This is a genomic window from Micromonospora sp. NBC_01699, assembly GCF_036250065.1.
GTDB lineage: Bacteria > Actinomycetota > Actinomycetes > Mycobacteriales > Micromonosporaceae > Micromonospora_G.
Window position 1 is genome coordinate 5,821,086 of sequence record NZ_CP109199.1, and the last position, 14,315, is coordinate 5,835,400.

Here is a 14,315-nt window from a genome sequence, read left to right on the forward strand (position 1 = left end):
ACGGTGACCGCTGCCACAAGGGAGTCGGGCGGCGCGTCGATCGACACGACATGGCCCACCACCGGCGGGTACGGCATGATGTGTGCACCGCCGCGAGCCGGCCGAGACCGGTCAGCACGCACCAGTACGCGGGGAGCGGGAAAGACTTTGATCACGATGCAGACCGGTGCCGAACCGGCCGACCTCGCCGACGTACGGGCCACCAACCTCGCCGTCGTGCTGCGTCACGTACGCGCGCACGCGCCCTGCTCCCGCGCGGACATCGCCGCCTCCACCGGGTTGAACAAGGCAACCGTGTCCAGCCTGGTCGCCGACCTGATCGACCGGCGACTGGTACGCGAGACCGGCCTCACCGAGAACCGGATCGGCCGTCCCGCCACCATGCTGGTCCTCGACGGCGAACCGTACGCGGCGATCGGCATCGAGGTCGGCGCCGACCAGCTCACCGTGGTCGCCGTCGACCTCGGCGGAACCGAACTGCTCAGCTGGCGCCGGGCCTTCGCCGGCGTCGGCGGCACCGGCGCGCGGGCGGTCAGCTCGATCGCCACCCTGGCCGGCCGGGCGATCAACCGACTCGCCGGCCAGGGACGCCGCGTACTCGGGCTCACCGTCGGCGTACCGGGGCTGATCGACGGGGCCGGCACGGTCAGGATCGCGCCCAGCCTCGGCTGGCGGGACCTGACCCTCGGCGCCGACCTGCGCCGGGCGCTGCGGGAGCCGTCGTTCGAGGTGGTCGTCGACAACGACGCCAACCTGGCCGCGCTGGCCGAGTTCCGGCACGGCGCGTACGCCGGCACCGCCAACCTGGTCCACCTCACCGCGAGTGCCGGCATCGGCGCCGGGGTGGTGGCCGACGGCCGGCTGCTGCGCGGCGGGCGCGGCTTCGCCGGCGAGATCGGCCACCTCTGCCTCGACCCGACCGGCCCGGCCTGCCCGTGCGGCCGGCGCGGCTGCCTGGAGGCACTCGCCGGCATCCCGGCGCTGATCCGCCGGGTGCTGCCGGACACCGCGTTGGACGGGCCGGTGACCGACTTCGCCCCGGAGGTGGAACGGATCCGGGGCCGGGCCCGCCACGGCGACCGGGCGGCGCTGGACGCGCTCACCGAGGCCGGTCGGCACCTCGGCCACGGCGTCGCCGTGCTCGGCAACCTGGTCAATCCCGAGGTCGTCCTGCTCGGCGGCTACTTCGTCAGCCTCGCCCCGTGGCTGCTGCCGGCGGCCGAGACCGAACTCGCCGCCCGTACGGTGGCACCGGAAGCCGGCGGCACCCGGCTGGCCGCCTCCGCCCTCGGACCCGGCGCGACGGCGGCCGGCGGCGCGGCCCGCGCGCTCGCCATGGTCGACGCCGGCCGACTGCCCACCGCCCCGCCGCTCTGACCGGGCCGGTCGCCGCCGGTTCGCCGGGCGGGCCAGATCGACCGGCGTCATCCCTTGACCCGCCCGGCGGTGGGTGGAAGCCTCGAAGTGCCCCGTCACCACGCCCCGGCGTCCGGCGTGCCGGTGGGGCACAATTTTTCAAGGCCGTCGAAGCGCTTCGAGCTTCCCGGGCTGGCGGCCGATCCCCACCCGCCACCCCACCATGCTCGAACCGAGGTCTCACGAGGCGTTCCGCCCGCCCCCGCCGGTGGGGCCGCCCCGCAGATCACGAGAGGTGATCGACATGCGCCAGCCGACCATGCGCGAGGCCCTACCCGTGTGCGCACCCTCCGCCGGAGGCGAACCGACCGTCCCGGCCCGCCCCGCCACCCGGACCGAACCCGGCCGGGGCTTCCGCGACCCCGACCGGCCGCTCGCCGACCGGGTCGCCGACCTGCTCGGACAGCTCACCCTGGACGAGAAGATCGGCCTGCTGCACCAGTACCAGGCCGCGATCCCCCGGCTCGGCGTCGACACCTTCCGCACCGGCACCGAGGCGCTGCACGGGCTGGCCTGGCTCGGCCCGGCCACCGTCTTCCCGCAGGCCGTCGGGCTCGCCAGCAGCTGGCACCCGGACCTGCTGCGGGCCGTCGGGGACGCGGTCGGCGACGAGGTACGCGCCCGGCACCGGCAGGACCCGACCCGGATCGGGCTCAACGTCTGGGCGCCGGTGGTGAACCCGCTGCGGGACCCCCGCTGGGGGCGCAACGAGGAGGGCTACGCCGAGGACCCCTGGCTGACCGGGGTGCTCGGCACCGCGTACGCCACCGGGCTGCGCGGCGACCACCCGGACTACCTCAAGACCGCACCGACCCTGAAACACTTCCTCGGCTACAACAACGAGACCGACCGCTGCCTGAGCTCCAGCAACCTGCCGCCGAGGGTGCTACACGAGTACGAGCTGCCGGCCTTCCGGGCCCCGCTCGCGGCCGGCGCCGCGGTGGCCGTGATGGCGTCGTACAACCTGGTCAACGGGCGGCCGGCGCACCTGAGCCCGCTGCTGCGGCGGGAACTGCGCGACAGCGCACCCGGCGAGATCATGGTGGTCGGCGACGCGGGCGCGGTGACCAACCTGGCCGGCGCCCAGGGCTACCTGCCGGACCACCCGAACGGCTACGCCGCCGCGCTGCGGGCCGGGGTCGACAACGTCACCGAGGACGACACCGACGGGGCACCGTCGCGCTGGCGGTTCACCGAGGCGCTGCGCCGGGGCCTGCTGGTCGAGTCCGACCTGGACGACGCGGTCCGGCGCCAGCTCACCATCCGGTTCCGGCTGGGCGAGTTCGACCCGCCCGCGCGCAACCCGTACGCCCGGATCGGTGCGGAGGTGGTCGACTGCGCCACGCACCGGCGGCTGGCCCGGCAGGCCGCCGAGCAGTCGTTCGTGCTGCTGCGCAACGACGGGCTGCTCCCGCTGCACCCGGACCGGATCGGCCGGGTGGCCGTACTCGGTCCGCTCGCCGGCACCCTGCACGTCGACTGGTACAGCGGCACCCTGCCGTACGCGGTGACCGCGCTGGACGGCCTGACCGAACGGCTCGGCGCCGGGGTGACCGCGTACCACCCCGGCGTCGACCGGATAGCGCTGCGGGTGGCCGGGCCGGACGCCGGCTGGGTGCACGCCACCGCCGACCCCGCCGGCGCACCCCTGACCGTCCAACCCGAGCCGGGACGCGGACCGATCGGCGAGGACGGACCGATCGGCGAGGGCGGGGCAGTCGGCGGGGGTGGGCCGGCGAGCTGGTTCGAGGTGTACGACTGGGGCCGGGGACTGGTGGCGCTGCGGGCGGTCGGCAACGGCCGGCACGTCGGCGGCGACCCGGCCGGCGTCCTGGTCAACGACCGGCCCGGCCCCGGCGGCTGGCTGGTCCGGGAGACGTTCCGGCTGGTCGAGCGGGGCGACGGGACGACCCTGCTCCGGCACGAGGCCGGCGAATGCTTCGTCACCGTCGGCCCGGACCGGGTGCTGCGCGCCGACGCGTCCGACGCCGCCTCGGCGACCCCGTTCACCGTCGAGCGGATCGAGGACGGCGCCGCCGAGGCGGCGCTGATCGCGGCGGACGCCGACGTGGCGGTGGTGGTGCTCGGCAACCACCCGATGGTCAACGGGCGGGAGACCGAGGACCGGCTCGACCTGGCCCTGCCGGCCGCGCAGGAGGCGCTGCTGCGCGCCGTACGGGCGGCGAACCCGCGTACCGTGCTCGTGCTGACCAGCGGATATCCGTACGCGGTCAACTGGGCCGACGAGCACCTGCCGGCCCTGCTCTGGTCGGCGCACGGCGGCCAGGAGTACGGGCACGCGCTGGCCGCCGTACTCTGCGGCGACGCCGACCCCGGCGGGCGGCTGACCCAGACCTGGTACCGGGCCGCCACCGAACTGCCCGACCTGTTCGACTACGACGTGATCGCGAGCGACGCGACCTACCTCTACTACCGGGGCAGCCCGCTCTACCCGTTCGGCCACGGGCTGAGCTACACCAGCTTCGCCTACACCGAGCTGCGGTGCGACCGCGAGACGGTGGACCCGGACGGCACCGTCGAGGTCAGCGTCGAGGTGACCAACACCGGTGACCGGCCCGGCGTCGAGGTGGTGCAGCTCTACACCCGGCAGCGGCGCTCGCGGGTGAAGCAGCCGCTGCGCCAGTTGCGCGGGTTCGCCCGGGTCACCCTCGACCCCGGCGAACGGGCCACCGTACGGCTGCCGCTGCGCGCCGCCGACCTCGCGCACTGGGACGTCACCACCGACCGGTACGTGGTGGAGCGGGCCCGGCACACCGTCTCGGTCGGACGGTCCAGTCAGGACCTGCTGGCCAGCGCCACGCTGACCGTACGCGGTGAGCGGATCGGTCCCCGCGATCCCCGGCGCGGCCCCCTGCGCGCCGCCACCCACGACGAGTACGCCGCGATCGTGGCGGTGCCCGACGGTGGGCTCGGCGACGCGGTGGAGGCGACCGAGGCGGGCGCCTGGCTCCGGTTCGCCGCCGTCGACTTCGGCACCGGGGTCTCCGGCCTGACCGCCCGGATCGCCAGCCCGCAGCCGCCCGTACCCGGCCCGCCGGTGCCCGTACCCGGAGCACCCCCGCGCGGGCCGGGACCGGCCGGGCGACCCGGACCGACGGGGCTCACCCTGCGGTTGGACGATCCGGTCGACGGGCCGGTGGTGGGTACCGTTCCGGTGCCGGCGATGGGCCTGCGCGACCTCGACCCGGCCCAGCCACGGGACTGGGCCGAGGTGACCGGCCGCTGGCGGCCGGCGCAGGCGACCGGGGTACGGGACCTGTACCTGGTGTTCGACGCGCCAGGCGTTACCGTGAGCTGGTTGAGCTTCGTCAGCGCGACGATCGGTCAACGGCCCGTGGCCGATGCTGGAGGCGTTTAGTGTCCGAACCGAACCTCGTGCCGAAGCGCCCGGACATGGTGACCATCGCCGACGTGGCCCGGCACGCCGGGGTGGCGGTGAGCACCGTGTCGTACGTGCTCAGCGGCAAACGGGCCATCTCGGCGACCACCCGGGAACGCGTGCTGACCAGCGTACGGAAGCTCGGCTACCACCCGAACGCCGGTGCGCGGGCGCTGGCCAGCCGACGGGCGAACGTGATCGCGCTGGTGCTGCCGCTGCGCTCGGGCATGCATCTGCCGGTGCTGATGCAGTTCGCCACCTCGGTGGTGACCACGGCCCGCCGGTTCGACCACGACGTGCTGCTGATGACCGCCGACGAGGGTCCGGCCGAGCTGCGCCGGATCGCGGCCAGCGCGATGGTCGACGGGCTGATCCTGATGGACGTGGAGATGCACGATCCACGGGTGCCGCTGCTGCGCCGGTTGGAGCGGCCCAGCGTGTTGATCGGCTTCCCCGCCGACGCCACCGGTCTGACCTGCGTCGACCTCGACTTCTACCAGGCCGGTCAGGTCTGCGTCGAACACCTGGCCCGGCTCGGGCACCGCCGGGTGGCGCTGCTCGGCGCCCCGTCGGTGGTCTACGACCGGGACACCGGTTACGCCCACCGGACCCGCGCCGGGTTCACCGAGACCGCCCGGCGGCTCGGCCTGACCGCGACGGCCCAGCCGTGCGAGGAGAACGTCGACTCCGTACGCCGCGAGCTGGCCGGCCTGTTCGACCGGCAACCGGACCTGTCCGGGCTGGTGGTGCACAACGAGGCGGCGGTGGGACAGGTGCTCGCCGCGCTGCCGGCGCTGGGTCGTACCGTGCCGCGCGACGTCTCGGTGGTGGCGATCTGCCCGGACGAGGTGGCCGAACGGGCCAGCCCGGCGCTGACCTCGGTGCTCATCCCGGCCGAGGAGGTCGGGCAGCGGGCGGTGACGCTGCTGATGGAGAAGCTGGCCGGCGCGGAGGTGCCGGAGGGCACTCTGCTGGACCCCCGGCTGACCGTCCGGGCCAGCACCAGCGCGCCCGTGCTCTCCCCCACCGCCCACTGAGCCGTGGCGCCGCCGGCGCCCCCAATATTCCCGTAGCTTTCCCGCAGCTGTCTCCCAGCGCGCGGTGCTGTGATGGACCCGGTCCCGGGCGGCCCGCCCCGACCGACGACGGATGGAGTATCCGATGGCCCTGACAACGTCCTGGAAACCCGGCACCGGGCCGGTGCTGACCGGCGTCGACCGCGCCACGCCGTCCGGCGACGACCGCCCTGATCCGGACGGCCCGGTCGTCAAGGGTCAGGGTCCGCTGGTCTTCCTGCGGCCGGAGCGGATCCTCGCCGACACCGAACCGCTCGCGGTCGCCGACCACGGCCGGTGGAGATACCTGCGGGCGGCGTGACCCACCCGCTGCGGGTGGGACTCAGATCCAGGCGTTCGGGTCGCTGACCAGCTCGGTGACCCGGTCGGGCAGCTTGCCGCTGGCCACGTCGGCGACGGTGACCAGTTCGAGAATCTCCCGCTCGCTGGCTCGCAACGCGATCCAGACCTCCTGTAGCGAGCGGGCCGCGCCCTGGTAGCCGAGATCCTCCGGGCGCTGCCCCCGGATGTGCGCGAGCGGCCCGTCGATCACCCGGATCACGTCGGCGAGGGAGATCTCCGCCGCCTTGCGGGCCAGCCAGTAGCCGCCCTCCGGGCCACGCTGGGCGTGCACTATGCCGCCCCGGCGCAGTTGCAACAGGATGCTCTCCAGGAACTTCGGCGGGATCTCCTGTGCGCGGGCGATCTGCTCGGCCGTCACCGGGTTCGGACGTCGGGCGGGGCCGGTTGCGGCGGCCGTGTCGTCCGCCGTGGCGGCGAGCTCGGCGGTTGCGCGCAGCGCGTAGTCGACCCGTGCGGAGAGACGCATGCCGGAAAGGTTAGCCCCCGCCACGCCCGGCGAACGGTGCCGGGGGTACCAAGCCTCGCAAGGCGCCACTTCCGGCGGAAATCGCGCTATCCCCGCCGGTCAGGCGCCGACCCGGCGGAGCAGTCCCTCCTGCACGGAGCTGGCGATCTGGCGACCGTCGACGGTGAACATCCGGCCGGTCGCCAGGCCCCGCGCGCGGGAGGCGGACGGGCTCCAGCAGTCGTAGAGGAACCACTCGTCGGCCCGGAACGGCCGGTGGAACCACAGGGCGTGGTCGAGGCTGGCGCCAACGACCCCGCCGGGCCCCCACACCTCACCGTGCACCGAGAGCACCGAGTCGAGCAGGGTCAGGTCCGAGGCGTACGTCAGCGCGCAGGCGTGCAGCAGCGGGTCGTCGGGCAGCTTGCCGTCGATCCGCATCCACACCCGCTGGTACGGGTCGGCCGGCCGGTCGCCGGGGCGTACCCAGCCGGGCTCGCCGACGTAGCGGACGTCGATCGGACGCGGGATGAGCGACCAGATGCCGAGCCGCTCCGGGTAGCGGGCCAGCCGGTCGGCCATGGTCGGCACCTCGTCCGGACCGGGTACGTCCGGCGGGACCGGCGCCTGGTGGTCGAGCCCCTCCTCGATCCGCTGGAACGACGCGGACATGAAGAAGATGGTCTTGCCGTGCTGCTTGGCCACCGACCGGCGGACCGAGAACGACCGGCCGTCGCGGATCCGTTCGACCTGGTACTCGATCGGCTCGACCGGGTCGCCGGGGCGGACGAAGTAGCCGTGCAGCGAGTGCACGAACCGGGTCGGGTCGACGGTCCGGCCGGCGGCCACCAGTGCCTGCCCGGCGACCTGACCGCCGTACACCCGTTGCGGGCCGACCGGCGGACTCATCCCCCGGAAGGTCATCTCGTCGACAGGGGTCAGGTCGAGCACTTCGAGAAGTTGGTCGACCGCGACCTGTCCACCGACCGGCCCGCCGGACGTCACTGCAAGGCCCGGGCCGCCGCCGCGTCGACAAGGGAGCCGAGCTGGTGTACGCGCAACGTGTTGGTGAAGCCCGGGGTGCCGGGCGGGCTACCGGCGACGATCACCACGTAGTCGCCCGGGTTGCCCCGGCCGAGGCCGAGCAGGGCCTGGTCGACCTGGCGGAACATGTCGTCGGTGTGCTGCACGAACGGCATCAGGAAGGTCTCCACGCCCCAGGCCAGGGCGAGCTGGTCGCGCACCTCCGGCACCGGGGTGAAGGCCAGCAGCGGCAGGTCGCAGTGCAGCCGGGAGAGCCGGCGCACGGTGTCACCGGTCTGCGAGAAGGCGACCAGGGCCTTGGCGCCGATGGCACGGGCGATCTGCGAGGCGGCCACGGTGAGCGCGCCGCCGTGCGTACGCGGGTCGTGCTGGAGCCGCGGCACGCCGATCGAGCCGGACTCGGTGGTGGTGACGATCTTCGCCATGGTGCTCACGGTGAGCACCGGATACTTGCCGACGCTGGTCTCGCCGGAGAGCATCACCGCGTCGGCGCCGTCGAGCACCGCGTTGGCCACGTCGGACGCCTCGGCGCGGGTGGGGCGGGAGTTCTCGATCATCGAGTCGAGCATCTGGGTGGCCACGATGACCGGCCGGGCGTTCTCCCGGCAGAGCTGCACGGCCCGCTTCTGCACCAGCGGCACCTGGTCCAGCGGAAGCTCGACGCCGAGGTCACCGCGGGCGACCATGATGCCGCCGTCGAACGCGGCGACGATGGCCTCCAGGTGGTCCACCGCCTCCGGCTTCTCGACCTTGGCCATGACCGGCCGGTGGACGCCGACCTCCTGCATGATGCCGTGCGCCAGCTTGATGTCGTCGGCCGAGCGGACGAAGGACATCGCGATCATGTCGACGCCGAGGCCGAGGGCGAACCGGAGGTCGTCGGCGTCCTTCTCCGACATCGCCGGCACGCTCACCGCGACGTTCGGCAGCGAGACGCCCTTGTTGTTGGAGACCGCGCCGCCCTCGGTGACCAGGACCCGGATGTCGTTGCCCTCGACCGAGCTGACCTCGACCGCTACCCGCCCGTCGTCGATCAGCAGGCGGTCGCCGGGGCTGACCTCCTGGGGCAGCTTGCTGTAGGTGCAGGAGACTCGCTCGCGGGTGCCGACGATGTCATCGCCGGTGATCACTACGGAGTCACCGGTGCGCCACTCGTGCGGGCCGTCGGCGAACTTGCCGAGGCGGATCTTCGGACCCTGTAGGTCGGCCAGGATCGCCACCGCTTTCCCGGTGGCCTGGGCGGCCTGCCGGACCAGGTGAAAGACCTTCTCATGATCGGCGTGGCTGCCGTGGCTGAAGTTCAGCCGGGCCACGTCCATGCCAGCCTCCACGAGACCGCGGATCCGCTCCGGGGTCGATGTCGCAGGGCCAAGCGTGCAGACGATTTTCGCGCGGCGTGTCACGCCCATCAGGCTAGTCTCTCTCCCAGATCGGTCCACGGGCCGACCCTGTCGGATTCTGGAATTCTCGTCCAACGTCGCGCTGTACGCGGGTGTCCGGCGGGTGTCGTCTCGCCGGGCGACGTCGGGGTGGCGGGCATCAACGACCGCGCGTCCGGAAGCGTACCGCCGTCGTGTAGCCCACGACACGCCCGGTGGGTCGGACCGGCACGATCGGTCCGGAAGTCGGCACGTCACGAGATATCGCTGTCGACAATCCACGCTAATCGCCTAAGAGTCACGAAAACCCGATTAGCCGTCAAACCAGACAGGAATTGATGAGCGTCTTGACGGCCTGAAACAGTGGCGTAACACTCGTCGGGAGAGCGCTCTCACTGTCAGAACCCGCAGGCGCGGGCCGGCCGCCGGAACCCCCCGACGGCCGGCCGTACCCACCCAGCCCCGGCGTTGCCACGCCTCGACTGGGCCGCCCCACCGCGCCCTATCACCGACAGGTGGGCCCAATGGAAGTTCATCGTCGCACCACCCGCACACTCTCGACCCGTTCCCGATGGGGTGTGCTCACCGCCCTGGCCGTCGCGCTGCTGGCGCCCGTACCGTTCATCACCGCGCCGACCGCCGCGCAGGCCGCGCCGACCCTCATCTCCCAGGGCAAGGCCGCTACCGCCTCGTCCGCCGAGAGCGCCGGCATGGCCGCCGCCGCGGCGGTCGACGGCAACGCCGGCACCCGCTGGTCCAGCACCTTCAGCGACCCCCAGTGGCTACAGGTCGACCTGGGCGCCAACGCCACCCTCAGCCAGGTGGTGCTCAACTGGGAGACCGCCGCCGGGCGGGCCTTCCAGATCCAGACGTCGCCGACCGGGTCCGCACCCTGGACCACGATCTACTCGACGACCACCGGCACCGGCGGCGTACAGACGATCCCGGTGACCGGCAGCGGCCGCCACGTACGGATGTACGGCACCGCCCGGACCACCGGCTACGGCTACTCACTCTGGGAGTTCCAGGTGTACGGCGAGTTCGGCACCGTTCCGCCGACCACCCCGCCGACCACCCCGCCGGTGACCGGCACCCCGGTCGAGCCGACCGACCCGCGCAACCCGAACTTCGGGCCGAACACCTTCGTCTTCGACCCGTCGACGCCGACCGGGACCATCCAGAGCCGGCTGAACACGATCTTCACCCAGCAGGAGACCAACCAGTTCGGTCCGCAGCGGTACGCGGTGCTGTTCAAGCCCGGCACCTACACCGCCGACGTGAACCTGGGCTTCTTCACCCAGGTCGCCGGGCTCGGCTTCTCCCCCGACGACGTGAACCTCAACGGTCACGTACGGGCCGAGGCCACCTGGTTCGGCGGCAACGCCACCCAGAACTTCTGGCGGGCGGCCGAGAACCTGTCGGTGACCCTGCCGGCCGGGGTGACGGTCGAGCGGTGGGCGGTGTCGCAGGCCGCGCCGTACCGGCGGATGCACCTGCGCGGCGCGCAGAACCAGATCCAGCTCTGGAACGGCGGCGACGGCTGGTCCAGCGGCGGCCTGCTGGCCGACACCCGGATCGACGGCCTGGTGGTCAGCGGTTCGCAGCAGCAGTGGTACTCGCGCAACAGCGAGTTCGGCAACGGCTGGACCGGCTCGGTGTGGAACATGGTGTTCCAGGGAGTGGCCGGCGCCCCGGCGCCGAACTTCCCCAACCCCTCGCACACCGTCATCCCGACCACTCCGACCGTCCGGGAGAAGCCCTTCCTGTACGTCGACGGCACCGGTGAGTACCGGGTCTTCGTGCCGGCGCTGCGACAGAACAGCACGGGCACCACCTGGTACAACAAGACCCCGGCCGGCACCTCGTCCTCGCTCAGCCAGTACTTCATCGTCCGGCAGGGCACCTCGGCGGCGACCATCAACGCCGCCCTGGCCCAGGGCAAGGACCTGCTGTTCGCCCCCGGCGTGCACCGCACCACCGAAACGATCCGGATCACCCGGCCGAACACGGTCGTGCTCGGCCTCGGCCTGGCGACGATCGAGCCGCAGAACGGCGTGACCGCGATGACCGTCGCCGACGTCGACGGGGTGAAGGTCGCCGGCATCATGTTCGAGGCCGGCACCACCAACTCGGCCGCCCTGATGGAGGTCGGCCCGGCCGGCTCCAGCGCGGACCACGCGGCCAACCCGACCTCGCTGCACGACGTCTTCTTCCGGATCGGTGGCGCGGTCGCCGGCAAGGCCACCAACAGCCTGGTGATCAACAGCGATGACGTGATCGGCGACCACATGTGGTTGTGGCGGGCCGACCACGGCAACGCCGGCACCTACGGCTGGACGATCAACACCGCCGACACCGGGCTGGTGGTCAACGGCGACGACGTCACCATGTACGGCCTGTTCGTCGAGCACTACCAGAAGTACCAGACCATCTGGAACGGCGAACGAGGCAGGACGTACTTCTACCAGAACGAGTTCCCGTACGACCCGCCGAACCAGGCGGCCTGGATGAACGGCTCCACCCGCGGGTACGCGGCGTACAAGGTGGCCGACGCGGTGAACACCCACGAGGCGTGGGGGCTGGGCAGCTACTCCTACTTCAACGTGGATCCCAGCGTGGTCGCCGAACGGTCCTTCGAGGTGCCGAACAAGACAGGGGTCCGGTTCCGCAACATGGTCTCGGTCTCCCTCGGCGGCGTGGGCACCATCAACCACGTCATCAACAACGTCGGCGGTCCGGCGAACCAGGCCAACCAGACCATCTACGTGGTCAACTACCCGTAGGTCGTCGCCGCTCGGCACGCGCTCTCCGGGTCCCACCGCGCCCGGTCCGGTCGACACGTCGACCGGACCGGGCGCGGCCCGTTTCACCTCGGGTTCAGGTGGCTTTCCGCTGTCCCCGGGTCAGGTGGCCTTCCGTTGGCCTGGGTCAGATGGCTTCCCGTTGGCCCCGGTCAGATGGCTTCCCGTTGGCCCCGGTCAGATGGCTTCCCGTTGGCCCGGGTCAGGTGGCGACGCAGGTCGGGGTCGGTGAGCCGTTGCTGCCGGTCCACGAGCCGAGGAGCCCGAAGGTGGTGCTCGCACCGACGCCGAGGCTGCCGTTGTACGCGACGTTCGTGGCGCTCACCCCGGTGCCGGCCGAGGTGACGGTGGCGCCCCAGCTCGACCCGACCGACTGCCCGTTGGGCCAGGTCCAGGTCACCGTCCAGCCGCTGATCGCGGCGCTGCCGGCGGTGACCCGTACGTCGGCCTGGAAGCCGCCGGACCACTGGCCGGTGACCGTGTAGGTGGCGGTGCAGCCGCGCGGCGTACCCGGTGTGGTGGCCGGCGGTGTGGTGGCCGGCGCCGTGGTGCGCGGCGGGGTCGGGGTCGGCGTGGCCGTCCGGGTCGGCGTCGGGGTCGGCGTACGGGTGGGGGTGGCCGTCGGGGTCGGACCGGTCCCGCCGGGGAAGGTCACGTCACTGCACCAGTAGTACGACTGGTCCATGTGGCTGGCCTGCCAGATGGTGAACACCACGTGCCGCCCGGTACGCCCCGGCGCGGACACGTTGATCGAGTTGGAGACGCCGTTGAGCGCCGGGTCGTCGGTCCGGGTGCCCTGGCCGGGCGGGATCACCCCGGTCGAGGCGACCTGTTCGAGATCGGCCCAGCGCAGCGGTTGGGTGAGCGGGTTGTAACCCTGCCGGGAGACGTACACCCGGTAGTAGTCGGCGCCGTGCAGGGCCTGGTCGTGCACGGTCAGGGTGAAGTTGTTGTTCACCGACGCCGCCCGCCACGCGCCGGGGGTGTCCATCGCGGCGTAGCGGGGCCCGCCGGTACGCCCGCCGCTGCACAGCTGTCCGTCGGGGATGGCTGCCTGGTGGTTGCCGGCCACGCCCTCGCGGTAGAGGCCGTTCCAGTTCCACATGCCGTTGGGGTCGTTCTGCCAGGCCTGCCAGCACATCGGGTCCTGGGTGGCCATCTCGGGCGCCTGGAAGTTGCCGCCCCAGCGCTGCCAGCAGCCGTAGTTGCGCGATGGTGGGCTGATCGTCGAGCCGTGCGCGGAGGCGCTCTGCACCCACGCGGTGGTGAACAGCAGCATGGCGAGCGCGGCGACGGCCAGCACTCGGGTGATCAGTGGTCGGGTGGACAGGGTCATCGGGGCTCCCGGTGGAAAGTAGGGTGCCCCGCACGAGCCGCGGGTGGGAGAACGGAACCGTGGGGCCGTACGCGAGCACGCGCGAAGGCGGAAGGCGTGGAACGAGTACGCGGGAGGCTGCCCGTCACCCCCGCACCGGTCAGCTGGCTCCCGCACCGGCCCTACCTCAGCAGATTCACATGAATCTATTGCTCGTGTCAATAGTTTGGCATCCAAACTAAGAACGGGAGGCGCGGCGTTGCAGATCTCCGTGCCCGAGGTCGGCGCGGTGTAGTTGGAGCCGCCACTGCACCGCGCACCCGACCGCCGGCACCACACCCGGGGTGACCCGCCCCGATCGGGTCGGCCGACGGCGGCGTCGTCGCTACCGAGATCCGTCGAGCGCGGCGCGCAGCAGGTCGCGGGTCGGCTCGTCGAAGGCGACCAGCCGGATCAGCTCGACCCGCGACGGCGTGGCCCGGATGGTGTCGACCGCTATCCGGGCCGCCCGCTCGGGCGGGAATCCGTAGACCCCGGTCGCGATGGCCGGGAAGGCGATCCGGCGTACGCCGAGTTCGTCCGCCACCTCAAGACAGCGCCGGTAACAGGAGGCGAGAAGATCGGCCTCGCCGTGTCCGCCGCCCTCCCAGACCGGCCCCACGGTATGGATCACGTGCCGAACCGGCGGATCGAGGTCGAACGCCGGCGTCGCCTTCGCATCACCCGGATCACACGGCGCAACCGCCGCCCCCGCCTCAGCCAACCGAGCCCCCGCCGCCCGATGAATCGCCCCGTCCACCCCACCCCCACCGAGCAACGACTCATTCGCCGCCGTCACCACCGCATCCACATCCTCCGCAGTGACATCCCCCCACACAACCTCAACCCTCACCATCCCCCCATCCCCCCATCCTCCCCCCTCCCACCCCCCACCCCTCCCCTCCCCCTCCCCTCCCCCCGCCCCCCGCTCCGGCGATCTAGGGCGAATGGTGGCTGTTGAAGATCAACAAGCACGTATTTGCCCTAGATCAACGGGCTTTGGGCGCGGGCGGTTCACGGGTATGTGATCTTGGGGTTATGGGGGCGACACAGGGTGA

At 72.4% G+C, this 14,315-nt stretch carries 10 protein-coding genes; 5 read left to right on the forward strand and 5 right to left on the reverse strand.

What is annotated here, in order from left to right:
- Positions 1-156 precede the first annotated feature (156 nt).
- The 4 genes from OG792_RS23525 to OG792_RS23540 all read left to right on the forward strand — a co-directional run bounded on the left by OG792_RS23525 (position 157) and on the right by OG792_RS23540 (position 6,193).
- Entirely contained in the window at positions 157-1,377 is a 1,221-nt protein-coding gene (locus OG792_RS23525; protein WP_329111386.1) for an ROK family transcriptional regulator, read from the forward strand.
- Positions 1,378-1,660: 283 nt separating this feature from the next.
- Positions 1,661-4,795 (forward strand): glycoside hydrolase family 3 C-terminal domain-containing protein, encoded by a 3,135-nt coding sequence (locus tag OG792_RS23530; protein WP_329102319.1) that lies wholly within the window; start codon positions 1,661-1,663, stop codon positions 4,793-4,795.
- Positions 4,795-5,853 carry a LacI family DNA-binding transcriptional regulator gene (locus tag OG792_RS23535; protein WP_329102321.1) on the forward strand — a complete coding sequence of 353 codons (1,059 nt, stop codon included), beginning with the start codon at positions 4,795-4,797 and terminating at the stop codon, positions 5,851-5,853. Before OG792_RS23530 ends, OG792_RS23535 begins: the two co-directional genes overlap by 1 nt.
- Positions 5,854-5,977: 124 nt before the next feature.
- Complete coding sequence (locus OG792_RS23540; RefSeq protein WP_329102322.1) at positions 5,978-6,193, forward strand: hypothetical protein; 216 nt, start codon at positions 5,978-5,980, stop codon at positions 6,191-6,193.
- A gap of 21 nt (positions 6,194-6,214) precedes the next feature.
- Here the strand turns inward: OG792_RS23540 and OG792_RS23545 are convergent, their stop codons facing one another.
- From OG792_RS23545 to pyk, 3 genes are all read right to left on the reverse strand, one after another.
- Positions 6,215-6,700 (reverse strand): RrF2 family transcriptional regulator, encoded by a 486-nt coding sequence (locus tag OG792_RS23545; protein WP_329102324.1) that lies wholly within the window; start codon positions 6,698-6,700, stop codon positions 6,215-6,217.
- A gap of 99 nt (positions 6,701-6,799) precedes the next feature.
- On the reverse strand, positions 6,800-7,684 hold the full coding sequence (locus tag OG792_RS23550; protein ID WP_329102326.1) for an acyl-CoA thioesterase: 885 nt from the start codon (positions 7,682-7,684) through the stop codon (positions 6,800-6,802).
- Complete coding sequence (gene pyk, locus OG792_RS23555) at positions 7,681-9,132, reverse strand: pyruvate kinase (protein WP_329102328.1); 1,452 nt, start codon at positions 9,130-9,132, stop codon at positions 7,681-7,683. The genes OG792_RS23550 and pyk overlap by 4 nt, the downstream gene beginning before the upstream one ends.
- A 494-nt stretch (positions 9,133-9,626) precedes the next feature.
- On the opposite strand from pyk, the gene OG792_RS23560 reads away from it, so the two are divergent.
- The gene (locus OG792_RS23560) at positions 9,627-11,885 is read left to right on the forward strand and encodes a discoidin domain-containing protein (RefSeq protein WP_329102329.1); all 2,259 of its coding nucleotides are present in this window, start codon (positions 9,627-9,629) and stop codon (positions 11,883-11,885) included.
- Between the two features lie 220 nt (positions 11,886-12,105).
- Here the strand turns inward: OG792_RS23560 and OG792_RS23565 are convergent, their stop codons facing one another.
- Both OG792_RS23565 and OG792_RS23570 read right to left on the reverse strand, forming a co-directional pair.
- Positions 12,106-13,239, reverse strand: coding sequence for a lytic polysaccharide monooxygenase auxiliary activity family 9 protein (locus tag OG792_RS23565; RefSeq protein WP_329102330.1), 1,134 nt, complete (start codon positions 13,237-13,239; stop codon positions 12,106-12,108).
- Positions 13,240-13,603: 364 nt separating this feature from the next.
- A complete protein-coding gene (locus OG792_RS23570) occupies positions 13,604-14,113 on the reverse strand; it encodes an O-acetyl-ADP-ribose deacetylase (RefSeq protein ID WP_329102332.1) in 510 nt (169 codons plus the stop codon).
- Positions 14,114-14,315 lie beyond the last annotated feature (202 nt).